Raw genomic sequence first — 15117 nt, 5'->3', positions numbered from 1 at the left:
CCTCGGCTGTTTCGATAGTCACTATCAATACACATGACTGTACTTGTGCGGCCAGGCCAAGCACCATTGGCCGCACTCACTGCGCCAGTGACTTTGCCTGGCGTGTCCTGCACCTTTTTCTTCGGTAAGTGACCCGCTATGAGTTCCGCCCTGTCCATCCGACAGCTGACCAAGACCTACGGCAACGGTTTCCAGGCCCTCAAGGGCATCGACCTGGACGTTGCCGAAGGCGACTTCTTCGCCTTGCTCGGCCCCAACGGCGCCGGCAAATCCACCACTATTGGCATCCTCTCGACCCTGGTCAACAAGACCAGCGGCACGGTCAACGTGTTCGGCCACGACCTGGACCGCGAGCCTTCGGCGCTCAAGCGTTGCCTGGGCGTGGTGCCGCAGGAGTTCAACTTCAACCAATTCGAGAAGTGCTTCGACATCGTCGTGACCCAGGCGGGCTATTACGGTATCCCGGCCAAAGTGGCCAAGGAGCGCGCCGAGCAGTACCTGACCCAGCTGGGCCTGTGGGACAAGCGTGATGTGCCTTCGCGTTCGCTGTCCGGCGGCATGAAGCGCCGTTTGATGATCGCCCGGGCGCTGATCCACGAACCGCGCCTGTTGATCCTCGACGAACCCACTGCCGGCGTGGACATCGAGCTGCGCCGTTCGATGTGGAGCTTCCTCACCGAGCTGAACCAGAAAGGTATCACCATCATCCTCACCACCCACTACCTGGAAGAGGCTGAGCAGCTGTGCCGTAACATCGGCATCATCGACCACGGCACCATCGTCGAAAACACCAGCATGCGCCAGCTGCTGGGCAAGCTGCACGTCGAAACCTTCGTGCTCGACCTCAAGCAGGACCTGACCAGCGCGCCTGTGCTGCAGGGGTACCCGTGCCGGCTGCTGACCCCGCACACGCTGGAAGTGCAAGTGGACAAGGACATCGGCATCACGGCGTTGTTCGGCCAGTTGGCGCTGCAGCACATCGAAGTGCAGAGCCTGCGCAACAAGACCAACCGACTTGAGGAGCTGTTCGTGTCCCTGGTGGAAAAAAACCTGTCGAAGGTGGCCGTATGAGTGTGGAACTGCGCACCAACTGGGTCGCCCTGCAGACCATCGTCTACCGCGAAGTGCGGCGCTTCCTGCGTATCTGGCCGCAGACCCTGCTGCCGCCGGCGATCACCATGGTCTTGTACTTCGTCATCTTCGGTAACCTGATCGGCCGGCAGATCGGCGATATGGGCGGCTTCACCTACATGCAGTACATCGTGCCGGGGCTGATCATGATGTCGGTGATCACCAACTCATACGGCAACGTGGTGTCGAGCTTTTTCGGCAGCAAGTTCCAGCGCTCGATCGAAGAGCTGATGGTGTCGCCGGTATCGCCGCACACCATCCTGGTCGGCTACGTGCTGGGTGGCGTGCTGCGCGGTCTGGCGGTGGGGGTGATCGTGACCATCCTGTCGATGTTCTTCACCGACCTGCAGGTGCATCACCTGGGCGTGACCGTGGTCGTGGTGCTGTTTACTGCCACCATCTTCTCGCTGCTGGGCTTCGTCAACGCGGTGTTTGCCCGCAACTTCGACGACATCTCGATCATTCCGACCTTCGTGCTCACGCCGCTGACCTACCTGGGCGGGGTGTTCTATTCGATCAACCTGCTGCCGCCATTCTGGCAGACCGTCTCGTTGGCCAACCCGGTGCTGCACATGGTCAACTCGTTCCGCTACGGCATCCTAGGGGTGTCGGACATCAGTATCGGCACGGCGATCACCTTCATGCTGGTGGCCACTGCGGTGCTCTACGTACTGTGCGTCCGACTGCTGGTCAGCGGCCGCGGCATGCGCGCCTGACAGCCGTTGTTTGCGCCGGCGCCACTGCCGGCCAATCCACCAGCGCCAGTACAGCAGGGTGGTGAAGTAGGCGACGATGCCCAGCACCACCCCGCATACCACCGAACCCAGTAAAAAAGGCTGCCACAAAGTGGCCAGCTGGTCGGTGATCCATTCGAAGGTCAGCTCGTCGGGCAGGGATCGCGGTGGGATCTGCATCAGCCAGGCGCCGGTCATGTAGGTGACGAAGAACACCGGTGGCATGGTCAGCGGATTGGTCAGCCAGACCAGGCTGACCGCGATCGGCAGGTTGCCGCGCACCGGGATTGCCAGTGCTGCGGCCAGCAGCATCTGCATGGGAATCGGGATCAACGCCGCGAACAGGCCCACCCCCATGGCCCGCGCCACCGAGTGGCGGTTGAGGTGCCAGAGATTCGGGTCATGCAGCAGCTTGCCGAAAAAGCGTAAGGACTTGTGTTCCCGAATGCTGGTCGGGTCCGGCATGTAGCGTTTGAAAAGACGGCGCGGCATGTAGGCTCCCGGAGCGTTGATCCGGGAAGTATGCCTTTATTCAGGTTCAGCCTCGTTTAGAGTTTGTGACAATTGTTGAGCAAGCGAGGCCAGCAATTGGGCTATGCCTCAGAAGGTGATTTGCTTTCTGGAGCTCTACCTCATGCGCACAGGGATGTTTGCGCTCGCGCTTGGGCTTTTGTGCCTGAGCTTTCTTCCCGCATTGCCATCGGTCGGATGGCTTTTGGTGCTGCTGTTTGGCGGCGTCGCCTGCTTGTGCTCGCGCCTGTGGCCACTGGGCTGTTTTCTGTTAGGGCTGTGCTGGGCCTGCTGGTCAGCGCAGCTGGCGCTCGATGATCGCCTGGCAGCGCGCCTGGATGGCCGCACGCTATGGGTGGAGGGGCGGGTGGTCGGGTTGCCGACGAGCACCGCGCAGGGCGTGCGCTTCGAGCTGGAGCGGCCGCATTCGCGTCGCGCCGAACTGCCTCGGCGTCTGCAACTGAGCTGGTTCGATGGCCCAGCCATCCGTGCTGGCGAGCATTGGCGCATAGCGGTCACGTTGCAACGCCCCGCCGGGTTGCTGAACCCCCATGGTCCGGACCGGGAGGCTCAGCTGCTGGCCCGGCGCATTGGCGGCACTGGCACCGTCAAGGCCGGCCAGCTGATGCACGCGCAGGCCCCCGGGTGGCGGGGCGCGTTGCGCGAGCGCTTGCTGAAGGTCGATGCCCAGGGGCAGCAAGCGGCCTTGGTAGCCTTGGTGCTCGGCGACGGGGCGGGCCTGGCCCGCGAACAGTGGCAGGTGTTGCAAGCGACAGGCACGGTGCACCTGCTGGTGATTTCCGGGCAACACATCGGCTTGGTCGCGGGCTTGTTGTATGCCTTGGTCGCAGGTTTGGCGCGGTGGGGGCTGTGGCCGCGTGGTTGGCCATGGTTGCCCTGGGCGTGTGGCCTGGCGCTGGCGGCGGCGTTGGGTTATGGCTGGCTGGCCGGTGCGGGCGTGCCGGTGCAACGTGCCTGTCTGATGCTGGCGGTGGTGCTGCTGTGGCGCCTGCGCTTTCGCCAGTTGGGGGCGATGTTCCCGCTGTTGCTGGCATTGAATCTGGTACTGCTGGTTGAGCCCTTGGCAGCGTTGCTCCCCGGCTTCTGGCTGTCGTTCGCGGCAGTGGCGATTCTCATCTACAGCTTTGCTGCCCGGCTTGGTGGCTGGCGACCCTGGCAGGCGTGGACGCGGGCCCAGTGGGTGATCGCCATCGGCCTGCTGCCGGTGCTGCTGGCCACGGGGTTGCCGGTCAGCTTGAGTGCGCCCGTGGCGAACGTGCTGGCGGTACCTTGGGTCAGCCTGGCGGTGTTGCCGTTGGCCTTGCTCGGAACGCTGTTGTTGCCGCTGGCGGGCATCGGTGAGGGCTTGCTATGGGTGGCGGGTGGCTTGCTGGACATGCTGTTCCACCTGCTTGGTTTGATGGCGGGGTGGCGACCGGTATGGATGCCGCCGGCCCTGCCGTTGTTGGCATGGTTACTGGTGTGTGGAGGGGCGCTGTTGCTGCTGTTGCCGCGTGGCGTGCCGTTGCGTGGGCTGGGCGGGGTCATGCTGTTGGCCCTGTGGGTGCAGCGGGCGTCCGTGCCGCATGGGCAGGTTGAGTTCTGGCAGCTGGATGTCGGCCAAGGCTTGGCGGTGCTGTTACGCACGCAGCATCACACCCTGCTGTACGACGCCGGGCCGGCCAAGGGCGAAGTCGATCTGGGCGAGCGGGTGGTGCTGCCAACCCTGCGCAAGCTGGGCGTGAGCCACCTGGACCTGATGCTGATCAGTCACGCCCATGCCGACCATGCGGGTGGCGCTGCGGCCATCCAGCGAAGCTTGCCGGTAAAGCGGGCAATGGGCGGTGAAGCGCTGGATGACCCGCAGTTGCAACCTTGTGCCACTGGCGAGCAATGGACATGGGACGGCGTGCATTTTTCGCTCTGGCGCTGGGTGGATGGGCAGAGCAGCAATGACCGTTCCTGTGTGCTGATGGTCGAGGCGCAGGGCGAACGGATGTTGCTGGCGGGGGATATGGAGGCTGGCGCCGAGCGGGCCTGGCTGGCGGACACCAAAGCCCCCCGTATCGACTGGCTGCAGGCGCCACACCATGGCAGCCGTACTTCTTCCACCGAGCCCTTCATCCGCGCTACTGCACCGCGTGGGGTGCTGATTTCGCGGGGGCGTAACAACAGCTTCGGGCATCCGCATGCAGAGGTGGTCGAGCGGTATCGGCGGCATGGGGTGGCCATTCACGATACGGCGGCAGAGGGGGCTTTGCGCTTTGTGTTGGGGAGCCAGGGTGATGTCGAGGGTGTGCGTCGGCAGCGGCGATTCTGGCGGGAGGCCGCTCCTGTCAATTGCCTGACCTCCGGCAGATGAGCCCCATGCGCTCCTGTGTTAGAGTGGCGGCCTTTTTCCAGAGGGGCGTTTACTGTGTGGGAATTGGTCAAGTCCGGTGGTTGGATGATGCTGCCGATCATTCTGAGCTCCATCGTTGCCATGGCTATCGTCGTCGAGCGCCTGTGGACCCTGCGCGCCAGCCGCGTGACCCCGCCGCACCTGCTGGGCCAGGTGTGGATGTGGATCAAGGACAAGCAACTCACCAGTGACAAGCTCAAGGCCCTGCGCGCTGACTCGCCGCTGGGCGAAATTCTCGCAGCGGGCCTGGCCAACTCGCGCCATGGCCGCGAGATCATGAAAGAGTGCATCGAGGAAGCCGCCTCGCGCGTCATCCACGAACTCGAACGCTATATCAGCACCCTCGGCACCATCGCTGCCATGGCCCCGCTGCTCGGCCTGCTGGGCACCGTGCTGGGCATGATCGACATCTTCAGCGCCTTCATGGGCTCGCAGATGACTGCCAACGCGGCCGTGCTCGCCGGTGGTATCTCCAAGGCCCTGGTCACCACTGCTGCCGGCCTGATGATCGGTATCCCGGCAGTGTTCTTCCACCGCTTCCTGCTGCGCCGCATCGATGAGTTGGTGGTGGGTATGGAGCAGGAGGCGATCAAGCTGGTGGAAGTGATCCAGGGCGACCGCGAAGTGGAAGTGGCCGGAGGCAAGGCGTGAAGTTCCGGCGCAATCGCCAGCGAGAGAACGTCGACATCAACCTCGCATCGCTGATCGATGTGGTGTTCGTGCTGCTGCTGTTCTTCGTGGTCACCACCACGTTCACCCGCGAAACCCAGTTGCGTGTCGAGCTGCCCGAAGCCGCCAGCGCCGAGCAGGCGCCGGCCGATCAGGGCAAACTGGTGGAAGTGACCATCAGCGCAGAAGGCGTGTACTCGGTGAACAACCACCTGCTGCCCAAGAGCGACCTGGCGACCCTGGCCGAGGCCATCGAGCGGGAGTCTGGCGGTGACAACAAGTTGCCGCTGGCCATCAGCGCCGACGGCAAGACCCCGCACCAGGCCGTGATCACCGCAATGGATGCTGCCGGCAAGCTCGGTTTCAGCCACCTGCGCATGACCACCGTCGAGGCTGCCCAGGGGACACCTTGATGGCGCTCGCCGACCGCTTGCTCGCTGCCTGGTACGCCGGGCATCCGGCCCTGGCGCTGCTGCGCCCGCTCGAAGCGCTGTACCGGCGCGTGGTGACGCGCAAGCGTGCGCGTTTTCTCAGTGGTGAAAGTGCCAGCTACCGGGCGCCGGTACCGGTGATCGTAGTGGGTAACATCACGGTTGGCGGCACCGGCAAGACGCCGATGATCCTCTGGCTGATCGAGCATTGCCGCCGCCAGCACCTGAAGGTCGGTGTGGTCAGCCGTGGCTATGGCGCCAAGCCGCCACACTATCCCTGGCGGGTAAACGCCAGCCAGCCAGCCGAACAGGCCGGTGACGAACCTTTGCTGATCGTCCAGCGCACCGGTGTGCCGCTGATGATCGACCCTGATCGCGCCGCTGCCGTGCAGGCGCTGCTGGCCGGCGAGCCGCTGGACCTGATCCTGTGCGACGACGGCATGCAGCACTACCGCCTGGCTCGTGACCTCGAACTGGTGCTGATCGATGCCGCCCGCGGCCTGGGCAATGGCCGCTGCCTGCCCGCAGGCCCGCTGCGCGAGCCCCGCGAGCGCCTGCAAGAGGCCGATGCCGTGCTGTTCAACGGTGCCGATAGCGACCGTGCGGACGGTTTTGGCTTCCGCCTGCAGCCGTCTGCGCTGGTCAATCTGCGCAGTGGTGAACGCCGCGAACTCGACTTTTTCCCTGCAGGCCAACGCCTGCATGCGGTGGCCGGTATCGGCAACCCGCAACGTTTCTTCAATACCCTGCTGGGGCTAAACTGGCAGCCGGTGCCGCATCCCTTTGCCGACCATGCGCAGTTCAGTGCTGAAAGCCTGGTTTTCAGCCCCGCGCTACCGTTGGTCATGACCGAGAAGGATGCGGTGAAATGCCGGGCCTTCGCCGCCGACGACTGGTGGTACCTGGCGGTCGAGGCGCAGCCCACGGCGGCCTTCAGCGCCTGGTTCGACAGCCAGCTGCAACGCTTGCTGCGCAAGCCCTGAGCCCCATTCACTTTTCGGCCTTCTGGCCTCAAGGACGCTTCCATGGACACCAAACTGCTCGATATCCTGGCCTGCCCGATCACCAAAGGCCCGCTCAAGCTCAGCGCCGACAAGACCGAGCTGATCAGCAAGGGCGCGGGCCTTGCCTACCCGATTCGCGACGGTATCCCGGTGATGCTGGAAAGCGAGGCGCGTACCCTGACCGACGATGAGCGTCTGGACAAATGAGTGTGAACTTCACCGTGGTCATTCCTGCCCGGCTGCGCTCCACGCGCCTGCCGGGCAAGCCATTGCTGCCGATAGCTGGCAAGCCGATGGTCCAGCATGTCTGGGAGCAGGCGCGCAAGAGCGGTGCCAACCGGGTGGTCATCGCCACCGATGACACCAGCATCTTCGAAGCCTGCCAGGCCTTCGGTGCCGAAGTGCTGATGACCCGCGCCGACCATGAGTCGGGCACCGACCGCCTGGCCGAAGTGGCCGCGCACCTGGGCCTGCCGGCCGATGCCATCGTGGTCAACGTGCAGGGCGACGAGCCGCTGATCCCGCCGGTGATCATCGACCAGGTGGCGGCCAACCTGGCTGCCCATTCGCAAGCCGGCATCGCCACCTTGGCCGAGCCGATCCATGAGCCGCAAACCGTGTTCAACCCCAATGCGGTCAAGGTGGTCAGCGACAAGAACGGCCTGGCCCTGAGCTTCAGCCGTGCACCGCTGCCGTGGGCCCGCGATGCCTTTGCCAAGGACCGTAACGTGCTGCCGGAGGGCGTGCCGTATCGCCGTCACATCGGCATGTACGCCTACCGCGTCGGCTTCCTGCAGGACTTCGTCAGCTGGGGCCCGTGCTGGCTTGAACAGACCGAGGCTCTGGAGCAACTGCGTGCGCTGTGGCATGGCGTGCGTATTCACGTCGAGGACGCCATCGAGGCGCCCGCGGTGGGCGTCGATACCCCTGAAGACCTGGAGCGCGTACGGCGCTTGCTGGAGGCCTGATGCGCGTCCTGTTCGTTTGCCTCGGTAACATCTGTCGCTCGCCCACCGCCGAAGGCGTGCTGCGCCATCAGTTACAGGCGGCCGGCCTGGCTGAGCAGGTGCATGTGGCATCTGCCGGTACCGGCGACTGGCATGTCGGCAAGGCCCCGGACAGCCGCACCTGCAGGGCTGCGCTGACGCGTGGTTACGATTTGTCGCGCCAGCGTGCCCAGCAGGTCAAGCCAGCGCATTTTGCCGAGTACGACCTGATCCTGGCCATGGATGAGAGCAACCTCGGCCACCTGCGTGCCATGCGCCCGCACAATGCCGCAGGCGAACTCGACCTGTTCCTGCGCCGCTACGGCGCGGCCCTGGACGAGGTACCAGACCCATACTATGGCGGCGCCGAGGGCTTCGAGCAGGTGCTCGACCTGATCGAGGCTGCGTGCCGCGAGCTGGTCGTGGAAATCAAGGGGCGGCTATGACAGCGGTTTGGCAGGAGCAGGTTTCGCTGAAGCCCTACAACACCTTCGGCCTTGATGTGAAAGCCCGCTATTTCACTCAGGCGCACAGCGATGACGAAGTGCGCGAGGCATTGGCCCAGGCGCGCCAGCGTGGGTTGGCGGTGCAGGTGATCGGCGGTGGCAGCAACCTGCTGCTGACCCGCGATATCAATGCAGTGGTGTTGCACATGGCCAGTCGTGGTCGGCGCGTGCTGAGCGACAACGGCGAGCGGGTGGTGGTCGAGGCAGAAGCTGGCGAACCCTGGCACCCATTCGTGCAATGGTCGTTAACGCAAGGCTATTGCGGCCTGGAAAACCTTAGCCTGATCCCCGGCACGGTGGGCGCTGCGCCGATGCAGAACGTCGGTGCCTATGGTGTCGAGATCAAGGATGTGTTCGCCGGGTTGACCGCGCTGGACCGGGAAACCGGAGAGCTGCGCGATTTCAGTCTTGAGGAGTGCGCGTTCGGCTACCGCGACAGCCTGTTCAAGCGCGACCCGGGCCGCTGGTTGATCTTGCGTGTACGTTTTGTGCTGAGCCATGCACTGCAGGCACATCTGGACTACGGTCCGGTGCGCCAGCGGCTGGCAGAGCAGGGCGTCGAGCAACCGACCGCGCAGGCGATCAGTGATGCCATTTGCAGCATTCGTCGCGAGAAATTGCCGGACCCGGCCGAGCTGGGCAATGCCGGGAGCTTCTTCAAGAACCCGGTGGTGGCGGCTGAAGTGGTGGAGCGCATCCGTGCCCAGTGTCCGGGGGTGGTCGCTTATCCCCAGGCTGACGGCCAGGTGAAGCTGGCAGCGGGCTGGCTGATCGAACAGGCGGGCTGGAAAGGTTATCGTGAAGGCGATGCGGGTGTGCATCGGTTGCAGTCGTTGGTGCTGGTCAATTATGGCCAGGCGAGCGGGGCGCAGGTACATGCCCTGGCGCAGCGGATCCAGGCAGATATCCTGGAGCGGTTCGGGGTTGAGCTGGAGATGGAGCCCAACCTCTACTGATTGCCGGTACTGGCAATACAGATAGCCAAGAAAAAGCCCCGCCAGTTTGCACTGGCGGGGCTTTTTCATTCAGCCTTGGCTATCAACCGTGATGAGGCTTGTGCTCATCGGCGGTTTCCAGCACGGGCTCGGCAGCTTCCTGGGCAGCCTTGGCAGCGGCCTCGGCTTCACGCTTGCGGCGACGCACTTCGCGAGGGTCGTTCGGCGCACGGCCGTTTGGCAGCATGACAGTAGCGGCTTCGACGGTTGCCGGAGCTTCTACCGAGGCTGGCTCGACAACAGACGGGGCAGCTTCGGCAGCGACAGGTTCTACCGCCACTTCTGGCTGGGCTTCGACGATAGCGACTGGCTGCTCGGCAACCGGTGCTTCTTCAGCAACAACCTGAGCCTTCTCGGCTTCACCGCCCTCGACCACTGGGGCTTGGACCGCTTCGGCTTCGACAGCAGGTGCCTCGACCGGGGCTTCGGCAATCACGACCGGCGCGACGGCAGGGGCCTCTTCAACCACTGGCTGCGGTGCAACTTCGACCACTGGCTCGATGCTGGCTTCGACCGCGGCGACCGGTTCGCTGACAGGCTGTTCGACCACTGGGGCGATGACAGCTTCTTCGGCTTGAGCGACCACTTCAACCTGTTCGGTCGGCTGGGCGACTTCGCTGTTTTCAGTGGTGACGGCTTCGGCGCTGGCGCGTTCGGCCTGCTGGTTGGCTTCAGCTTCGGCATTGGCGCTGATGTGGCTGCTGGCGACGGCGGCAGTGACGGCCAGGCCGGCAGCCAGTTCGGCGCCCAGCTCGGTGGCCTGGTGCTGCTGCGGCTGCTTTTCGCTGCCTTCTTCGTCACCTTCGATCAGCTCGCCATTGGCATTGCGCTGACGCTCGCGACGGTTGCTGCGGCGACGCTGGCCACGGGAGCGACGACGCGGACGCTCGTCATCGTTGCCTTCCTGCTCGTCCTGCAGCAGCTCTTCGTTCGGCAGTTGCTCTTCGGCGAGCTCGGCAGCCTGTTCAGTAGCGTGTTCGGCTGGACGTGGCTGACGCTCTTCGCGCGGTGGGCGAGGCTGACGCTCTTCGCGAGGTGCGCGTTCTTCACGCGGAGCACGTTCCTCGCGAGGTGCGCGTTCTTCACGTGGGGCGCGTTCTTCGCGAGGTGCACGCTCTTCGCGAGGTGCACGTTCTTCACGTGGGGCGCGTTCTTCGCGAGGAGCACGCTCTTCACGTGGAGCACGCTCTTCACGGGCTACGCGTTCTTCACGTGGCTGGCGCTCTTCGCGTTCGACAGGTGGGGTGGCATCCAGTGGCTCACGCAGTTCACGTACGCGTTCTTCACCACGGTTGCCGCGGCGGTCTTCGCGTGGCTGGCGCGGTGCACGCTCTTCACGTGGAGCGCGCTCTTCGCGAGGTGCGCGTTCTTCACGTGGCGCACGCTCCTCACGAGGTGCGCGATCTTCGCGTGGTTGACGCTCTTCGCGCGGGGCGCGCTCGGCACGCTCTTCGCGCGGCTTGCGTTCTTCATCGCGGCGGCCGTTGCGGTTGCGGCTCTGCTGGCGGCCGTTGCGGCGCTCCTCGTTGCGCGCGCTGCGCTCGGCAGCCGGCTTCTCGGCGGCGGCGACGACCGGTGCGGCGGCAGGTTCTTCCTTGCCGGCGAACAGACTGACCAGCGACTTCACCAGGCCCTTGAACAGGCTTGGCTCAGGTGCGCTCGGCGCCGGGGCGACCGGTGCGGCAGGTTGCGGCTGCTCTTCGGCGGCGCTTGGTACCGGGGCGTTGGCGCGGGCCGGGGCGGTCTTCACTGCGGCTTCCTGGCGAACCAGGGTGCGAGTGGCGGTCGGCTGCGGCGCTTCTTCGGTTTCGGAGGCGGCGATTTCGTAGCTGGACTGGTTGTTCAGCACTTCCGGGTTGTCGTCGCGCAGGCGCTGGACTTCGAAGTGCGGGGTTTCCAGGTGGTCGTTCGGCAGAATGATGATGCGCGCGCGCGTGCGCAGTTCGATCTTGGTGATCGAGTTGCGCTTCTCGTTGAGCAAGAAGGCTGCAACCGGGATTGGCACCTGGGCGCGTACCTCGGCAGTGCGGTCTTTCAGGGCTTCTTCTTCGATCAGGCGCAGGATGGCCAGCGACAGCGATTCGACATCACGGATGATGCCGGTGCCGGAGCAGCGTGGGCAGACGATGCCGCTGCTTTCGCCGAGCGAAGGGCGCAGGCGCTGACGGGACATTTCCAGCAGGCCGAAGCGCGAGATGCGGCCAACCTGTACGCGGGCGCGGTCGGCTTCCAGGCATTCACGCACGCGCTCTTCTACAGCGCGCTGGTTCTTCGCCGGGGTCATGTCGATGAAGTCGATGACGATCAGGCCGCCGATGTCACGCAGGCGCAGCTGGCGGGCGATTTCCTCGGCCGCTTCCAGGTTGGTCTGCAGGGCGGTTTCCTCGATGTCGCTGCCCTTGGTGGCGCGCGCCGAGTTGATGTCGATGGAGACCAGGGCCTCGGTCGGGTCGATCACGATCGAGCCGCCGGACGGCAGGTCGACGACGCGCTGGAAGGCGGTCTCGATCTGGCTTTCGATCTGGAAGCGGTTGAACAGCGGTACGCTGTCTTCGTACAGCTTGACCTTGCTGGCGTACTGCGGCATCACCTGGCGGATGAAGGTCAGGGCTTCTTCCTGGGCATCGATGCTGTCGATCAGCACTTCGCCGATGTCCTGGCGCAGGTAGTCACGGATGGCGCGGATGATGACGTTGCTTTCCTGGTAGATCAGGAAAGGCGCAACGCGGTCCTGGGACGCTTCCTTGATGGCGGTCCACAGCTGCAGCAGGTAGTCGAGGTCCCACTGCATTTCTTCGCTGCTGCGGCCCAGGCCTGCAGTGCGCACGATCAGGCCCATGTCACCCGGCACGGTCAGGCCGTTCAGGGCTTCACGCAGTTCGTTGCGCTCTTCGCCTTCGATGCGGCGCGAGATACCACCGGCACGCGGGTTGTTGGGCATCAGCACCAGGTAGCGGCCAGCCAGGCTGATGAAGGTGGTCAGGGCAGCGCCTTTGTTGCCGCGCTCTTCCTTCTCGACCTGGACGATGACTTCCTGGCCTTCGCTCAGGACTTCCTTGATGTTGACCCGGCCTTCAGGGGACTTCTTGAAGTATTCGCGGGAGATTTCCTTCAGCGGCAGGAAGCCGTGACGTTCGGAGCCGAAGTCGACGAAGGCGGCTTCGAGGCTGGGCTCGATCCGGGTGATCTTGCCTTTGTAGATGTTGGCCTTTTTCTGCTCGCGCGCGCCGGACTCGATGTCCAGGTCGTACAGACGTTGGCCGTCCACCAGGGCTACACGCAACTCTTCGGGTTGAGTTGCGTTAATCAGCATTCTTTTCATGTTGTACCGTCGGTTTCCGGGCTGCCGGAAACGGCGTTCGGCACACACGACTTCTCATGGTCGGTGCCAAGGTGCGCAAAGGGTGGCCGGGCCACCCCCGTGTCGAGCAACGTTCGGCACCAGCCGGTTGCCCAGCCTGCCGTTGTCGCGACGACGCGTCCTGTTTGCTGCGGTGCCTACCAGGCCCCGGTGGCTTCGAATGGGTATCCGAATCAACCAAGCGGGCCTCGTGCACTCAGTCAGGAGGAGGAATCAACCGTCAGCCGTGGACGCCCGGAGGCATCTGTTCAGGACCTTATCCGCTCGCCGGCCATTCAGTGGGCCGGTGGCCGGACGCGGTGCTACACGGTCCGAGGGCTGTGCATCTCCACCCTGCACGTATCCCTGATAATTCGGGTGCTGCCGCGCGCTGAATCCGCAACGGGTTGCATTTTTCGCCAGCTTCGAACGGGAAGCTGACGCCATTACATATCCAAGGCAGGTATTTCCGAAGCATTCGCCTTGCGTTGCGTGGAAGCGACGGGGGCGGGCAGAGGTGCAGCGAAAAGAATCGGGAAGCAGGTGAAAAACCACACTTGTCGTTTTTTTTCGGTCTTCTCTACACAGCGCTGGTGGCGATTCCAGGCAATTCGGTAAACTGGCGAAAACCCCGTAGGACGGCCTCGCGTCCTGGAGAACTGCGTAGGTCAGGAACCGGCCCAGGGCCTGGTTTCACTGGCCTGCCGCTTTTGGCGGCGTTCGCGACTATAGCAGTAATGATTAAGTGCTTCAATTCCATAAATAATTGTTATGATTCCCGCCATGACGACCAATACCCCCCCGACTTCCGGCGTTCAGCTGATCGAAGTCGCGCCGGAACTTGCCGGCCAACGCATCGATAATTTCCTCATTACAGCGCTCAAGGGCGTGCCCAAGACCTTGGTCTACCGCATCCTGCGCAAGGGTGAGGTGCGGGTCAACAAGGGCCGGGTCAAACCCGAGTACAAGATCCAGGCCGGCGATATCGTGCGCGTGCCGCCTGTCCGTTTGCCTGAGCGTGACGCGCCGGCTCCCGTGGCCCAAGGGCTGCTGCAGCGCCTGGAGGCGGCCATCGTCTACGAAGACAAGGCGCTGATCGTGATGAACAAGCCGGCCGGCATCGCCGTGCATGGTGGCAGTGGCCTGAGCTTTGGTGTGATCGAGGCGCTGCGCCAGCTACGGCCGGATGCCAAGGAGCTGGAGCTGGTGCACCGCCTGGACCGCGACACGTCAGGCCTGCTGATGATCGCCAAGAAGCGCAGCATGCTGCGCCACCTGCACGCCGCCTTGCGCGGTGATGGTGTCGACAAGCGCTACATGGCGCTGGTGCGTGGTCACTGGCCGACCGCCAAGAAGCAAGTCAATGCGCCGCTGCTCAAGAGCAACCTGCGCTCCGGCGAGCGCATGGTCGAAGTCAACGACGAAGGCAAGGAGGCGCTGACCCTGTTCCGCGTGCTGCGCCGCTTCGGCGAGTTTGCCACCATTGTCGAGGCGCGCCCGATCACCGGCCGCACTCACCAGATTCGTGTGCATACCCTGCATGCCGGGCACATGATCGCCGGTGATACCAAGTACGGTGACGAAGATTTCAGCCGGGAGATTCGCGAGCTAGGGGGCAAGCGTCTGTTCCTGCATGCCTATGCCCTGACCGTGCCGCTGCCGGATGGTGGCGAACTCAAGCTTGAGGCGCCTGTGGATGAAGTCTGGGCGAAAACCGTGGAGCGACTCAGTGCGTCGTGACTATGAGCTACTGATTTTCGATTGGGATGGCACCCTGGCCGACTCCATTGGCCGGATCGTCGAAGCAATGAATGCTGCGGCCGAACGTGCCGGCGAGGCGCCCAGCCCCGAGGATGCCGTCAAGGGCATCATCGGCCTGGCGCTGGGTGAAGCCATCTCGACGCTGTATCCACACCTTGACCCGCTGCAGGTCGAAACCTTCCGCCAGCATTACGCCGACATCTATATGGCCCTGGATCAGCAGCCTTCGCCGCTGTTCGAGGGTGTGGTCGAGTCGCTGGATGCCTTCCGTGCCGAGGGCTACCGCCTGGCGGTGGCGACCGGCAAGGCGCGCCGCGGGCTGGATCGCGTGCTCAAGGCCAATGGCTGGGAGCAGTTCTTCGACATCACCCGTGCCGCCGACGAAACCCGAGGCAAGCCGCACCCGTTGATGCTCGAAGAAATCCTCGGGCATTGCCGCGTCGAACCCGCGCGGGCGCTGATGGTCGGAGATTCGGCATTCGACCTGCAGATGGCCAGCAACGCTGGCATGCACTCGGTGGCAGTGGGCTATGGCGCCATGTCGCTGCAGGCGCTGGCCGAGTTTGGTCCGCAGGTGTGCATCGATCATTTTTCCCAGCTGCGCGAGTGGCTGGCCGGTTCCAGGCAAGTCCAATTCCAAGGTAGGTGA

At 64.1% G+C, this 15117-nt stretch carries 14 protein-coding genes; 12 read left to right on the top strand and 2 right to left on the bottom strand.

The window, feature by feature from the left end:
• Positions 1-138: 138 nt before the first annotated feature.
• Together APH28_RS24835 and APH28_RS24830 are read left to right on the top strand one after the other, a co-directional pair.
• Entirely contained in the window at positions 139-1071 is a 933-nt protein-coding gene (locus APH28_RS24835; protein WP_060513114.1) for an ABC transporter ATP-binding protein, read from the top strand.
• Positions 1068-1847, top strand: coding sequence for an ABC transporter permease (locus tag APH28_RS24830; protein WP_060513113.1), 780 nt, complete (start codon positions 1068-1070; stop codon positions 1845-1847). The genes APH28_RS24835 and APH28_RS24830 overlap by 4 nt, the downstream gene beginning before the upstream one ends.
• Here the strand turns inward: APH28_RS24830 and APH28_RS28420 are convergent.
• Positions 1731-2357 carry a DUF2062 domain-containing protein gene (locus APH28_RS28420; RefSeq protein WP_156340944.1) on the bottom strand — a complete coding sequence of 209 codons (627 nt, stop codon included), beginning with the start codon at positions 2355-2357 and terminating at the stop codon, positions 1731-1733. The genes APH28_RS24830 and APH28_RS28420 overlap by 117 nt on opposite strands.
• Before the next feature lie 142 nt (positions 2358-2499).
• Here APH28_RS28420 and APH28_RS24825 point away from each other — a divergent pair, with 142 nt between their 5' ends.
• From APH28_RS24825 to murB, 8 genes are read left to right on the top strand one after another with little or no spacing between them, the layout of a single operon-like run.
• Positions 2500-4737: a DNA internalization-related competence protein ComEC/Rec2 gene (locus APH28_RS24825; protein WP_060513125.1), complete on the top strand. Its 2238-nt coding sequence runs from the start codon at positions 2500-2502 to the stop codon at positions 4735-4737.
• 54 nt (positions 4738-4791) lie between these two features.
• On the top strand, positions 4792-5427 hold the full coding sequence (locus tag APH28_RS24820; protein ID WP_027596066.1) for a MotA/TolQ/ExbB proton channel family protein: 636 nt from the start codon (positions 4792-4794) through the stop codon (positions 5425-5427).
• The gene (locus tag APH28_RS24815) at positions 5424-5858 is read left to right on the top strand and encodes a biopolymer transporter ExbD (RefSeq protein ID WP_060513112.1); all 435 of its coding nucleotides are present in this window, start codon (positions 5424-5426) and stop codon (positions 5856-5858) included. Before APH28_RS24820 ends, APH28_RS24815 begins: the two co-directional genes overlap by 4 nt.
• Positions 5858-6859: a tetraacyldisaccharide 4'-kinase gene (gene lpxK / locus APH28_RS24810; protein ID WP_060513111.1), complete on the top strand. Its 1002-nt coding sequence runs from the start codon at positions 5858-5860 to the stop codon at positions 6857-6859. Before APH28_RS24815 ends, lpxK begins: the two co-directional genes overlap by 1 nt.
• Before the next feature lie 42 nt (positions 6860-6901).
• Positions 6902-7087: a Trm112 family protein gene (locus APH28_RS24805; RefSeq protein WP_003247142.1), complete on the top strand. Its 186-nt coding sequence runs from the start codon at positions 6902-6904 to the stop codon at positions 7085-7087.
• The gene (gene kdsB, locus APH28_RS24800; RefSeq protein ID WP_060513110.1) at positions 7084-7848 is read left to right on the top strand and encodes a 3-deoxy-manno-octulosonate cytidylyltransferase; all 765 of its coding nucleotides are present in this window, start codon (positions 7084-7086) and stop codon (positions 7846-7848) included. The genes APH28_RS24805 and kdsB overlap by 4 nt, the downstream gene beginning before the upstream one ends.
• Positions 7848-8312 carry a low molecular weight protein-tyrosine-phosphatase gene (locus tag APH28_RS24795; protein WP_060513109.1) on the top strand — a complete coding sequence of 155 codons (465 nt, stop codon included), beginning with the start codon at positions 7848-7850 and terminating at the stop codon, positions 8310-8312. Before kdsB ends, APH28_RS24795 begins: the two co-directional genes overlap by 1 nt.
• Complete coding sequence (gene murB / locus APH28_RS24790; RefSeq protein ID WP_060513108.1) at positions 8309-9328, top strand: UDP-N-acetylmuramate dehydrogenase; 1020 nt, start codon at positions 8309-8311, stop codon at positions 9326-9328. Before APH28_RS24795 ends, murB begins: the two co-directional genes overlap by 4 nt.
• Before the next feature lie 82 nt (positions 9329-9410).
• Here murB and rne read toward each other — a convergent pair whose 3' ends face one another.
• Entirely contained in the window at positions 9411-12689 is a 3279-nt protein-coding gene (gene rne, locus APH28_RS24785) for a ribonuclease E (RefSeq protein ID WP_060513107.1), read from the bottom strand.
• A gap of 801 nt (positions 12690-13490) precedes the next feature.
• On the opposite strand from rne, the gene rluC reads away from it, so the two are divergent.
• Both rluC and APH28_RS24775 read left to right on the top strand, forming a co-directional pair.
• Entirely contained in the window at positions 13491-14447 is a 957-nt protein-coding gene (gene rluC, locus APH28_RS24780) for a 23S rRNA pseudouridine(955/2504/2580) synthase RluC (protein WP_060513106.1), read from the top strand.
• Entirely contained in the window at positions 14437-15117 is a 681-nt protein-coding gene (locus tag APH28_RS24775; protein ID WP_060513105.1) for an HAD family hydrolase, read from the top strand. Before rluC ends, APH28_RS24775 begins: the two co-directional genes overlap by 11 nt.

The organism is Pseudomonas sp. NBRC 111124 (genome assembly GCF_001320245.1).
Classification (GTDB): domain Bacteria; phylum Pseudomonadota; class Gammaproteobacteria; order Pseudomonadales; family Pseudomonadaceae; genus Aquipseudomonas.
This window is presented reverse-complemented; position numbering and strand designations above follow the sequence as displayed.

Excerpts from the sequence above, each read along its gene's own strand:
- APH28_RS24835 (WP_060513114.1), top strand. The coding sequence starts at position 139 with ATGAGTTCCGCCCTGTCCATCCGACAGCTGACCAAGACCTACGGCAAC.
- APH28_RS24830 (WP_060513113.1), top strand. The coding sequence starts at position 1,068 with ATGAGTGTGGAACTGCGCACCAACTGGGTCGCCCTGCAGACCATCGTC.
- APH28_RS28420 (WP_156340944.1), bottom strand. The coding sequence starts at position 2,357 with ATGCCGCGCCGTCTTTTCAAACGCTACATGCCGGACCCGACCAGCATT.
- APH28_RS24825 (WP_060513125.1), top strand. The coding sequence starts at position 2,500 with ATGCGCACAGGGATGTTTGCGCTCGCGCTTGGGCTTTTGTGCCTGAGC.
- lpxK (WP_060513111.1), top strand. The coding sequence starts at position 5,858 with ATGGCGCTCGCCGACCGCTTGCTCGCTGCCTGGTACGCCGGGCATCCG.
- APH28_RS24805 (WP_003247142.1), top strand. The coding sequence starts at position 6,902 with ATGGACACCAAACTGCTCGATATCCTGGCCTGCCCGATCACCAAAGGC.
- kdsB (WP_060513110.1), top strand. The coding sequence starts at position 7,084 with ATGAGTGTGAACTTCACCGTGGTCATTCCTGCCCGGCTGCGCTCCACG.
- APH28_RS24795 (WP_060513109.1), top strand. The coding sequence starts at position 7,848 with ATGCGCGTCCTGTTCGTTTGCCTCGGTAACATCTGTCGCTCGCCCACC.
- murB (WP_060513108.1), top strand. The coding sequence starts at position 8,309 with ATGACAGCGGTTTGGCAGGAGCAGGTTTCGCTGAAGCCCTACAACACC.
- rne (WP_060513107.1), bottom strand. The coding sequence starts at position 12,689 with ATGAAAAGAATGCTGATTAACGCAACTCAACCCGAAGAGTTGCGTGTA.
- rluC (WP_060513106.1), top strand. The coding sequence starts at position 13,491 with ATGACGACCAATACCCCCCCGACTTCCGGCGTTCAGCTGATCGAAGTC.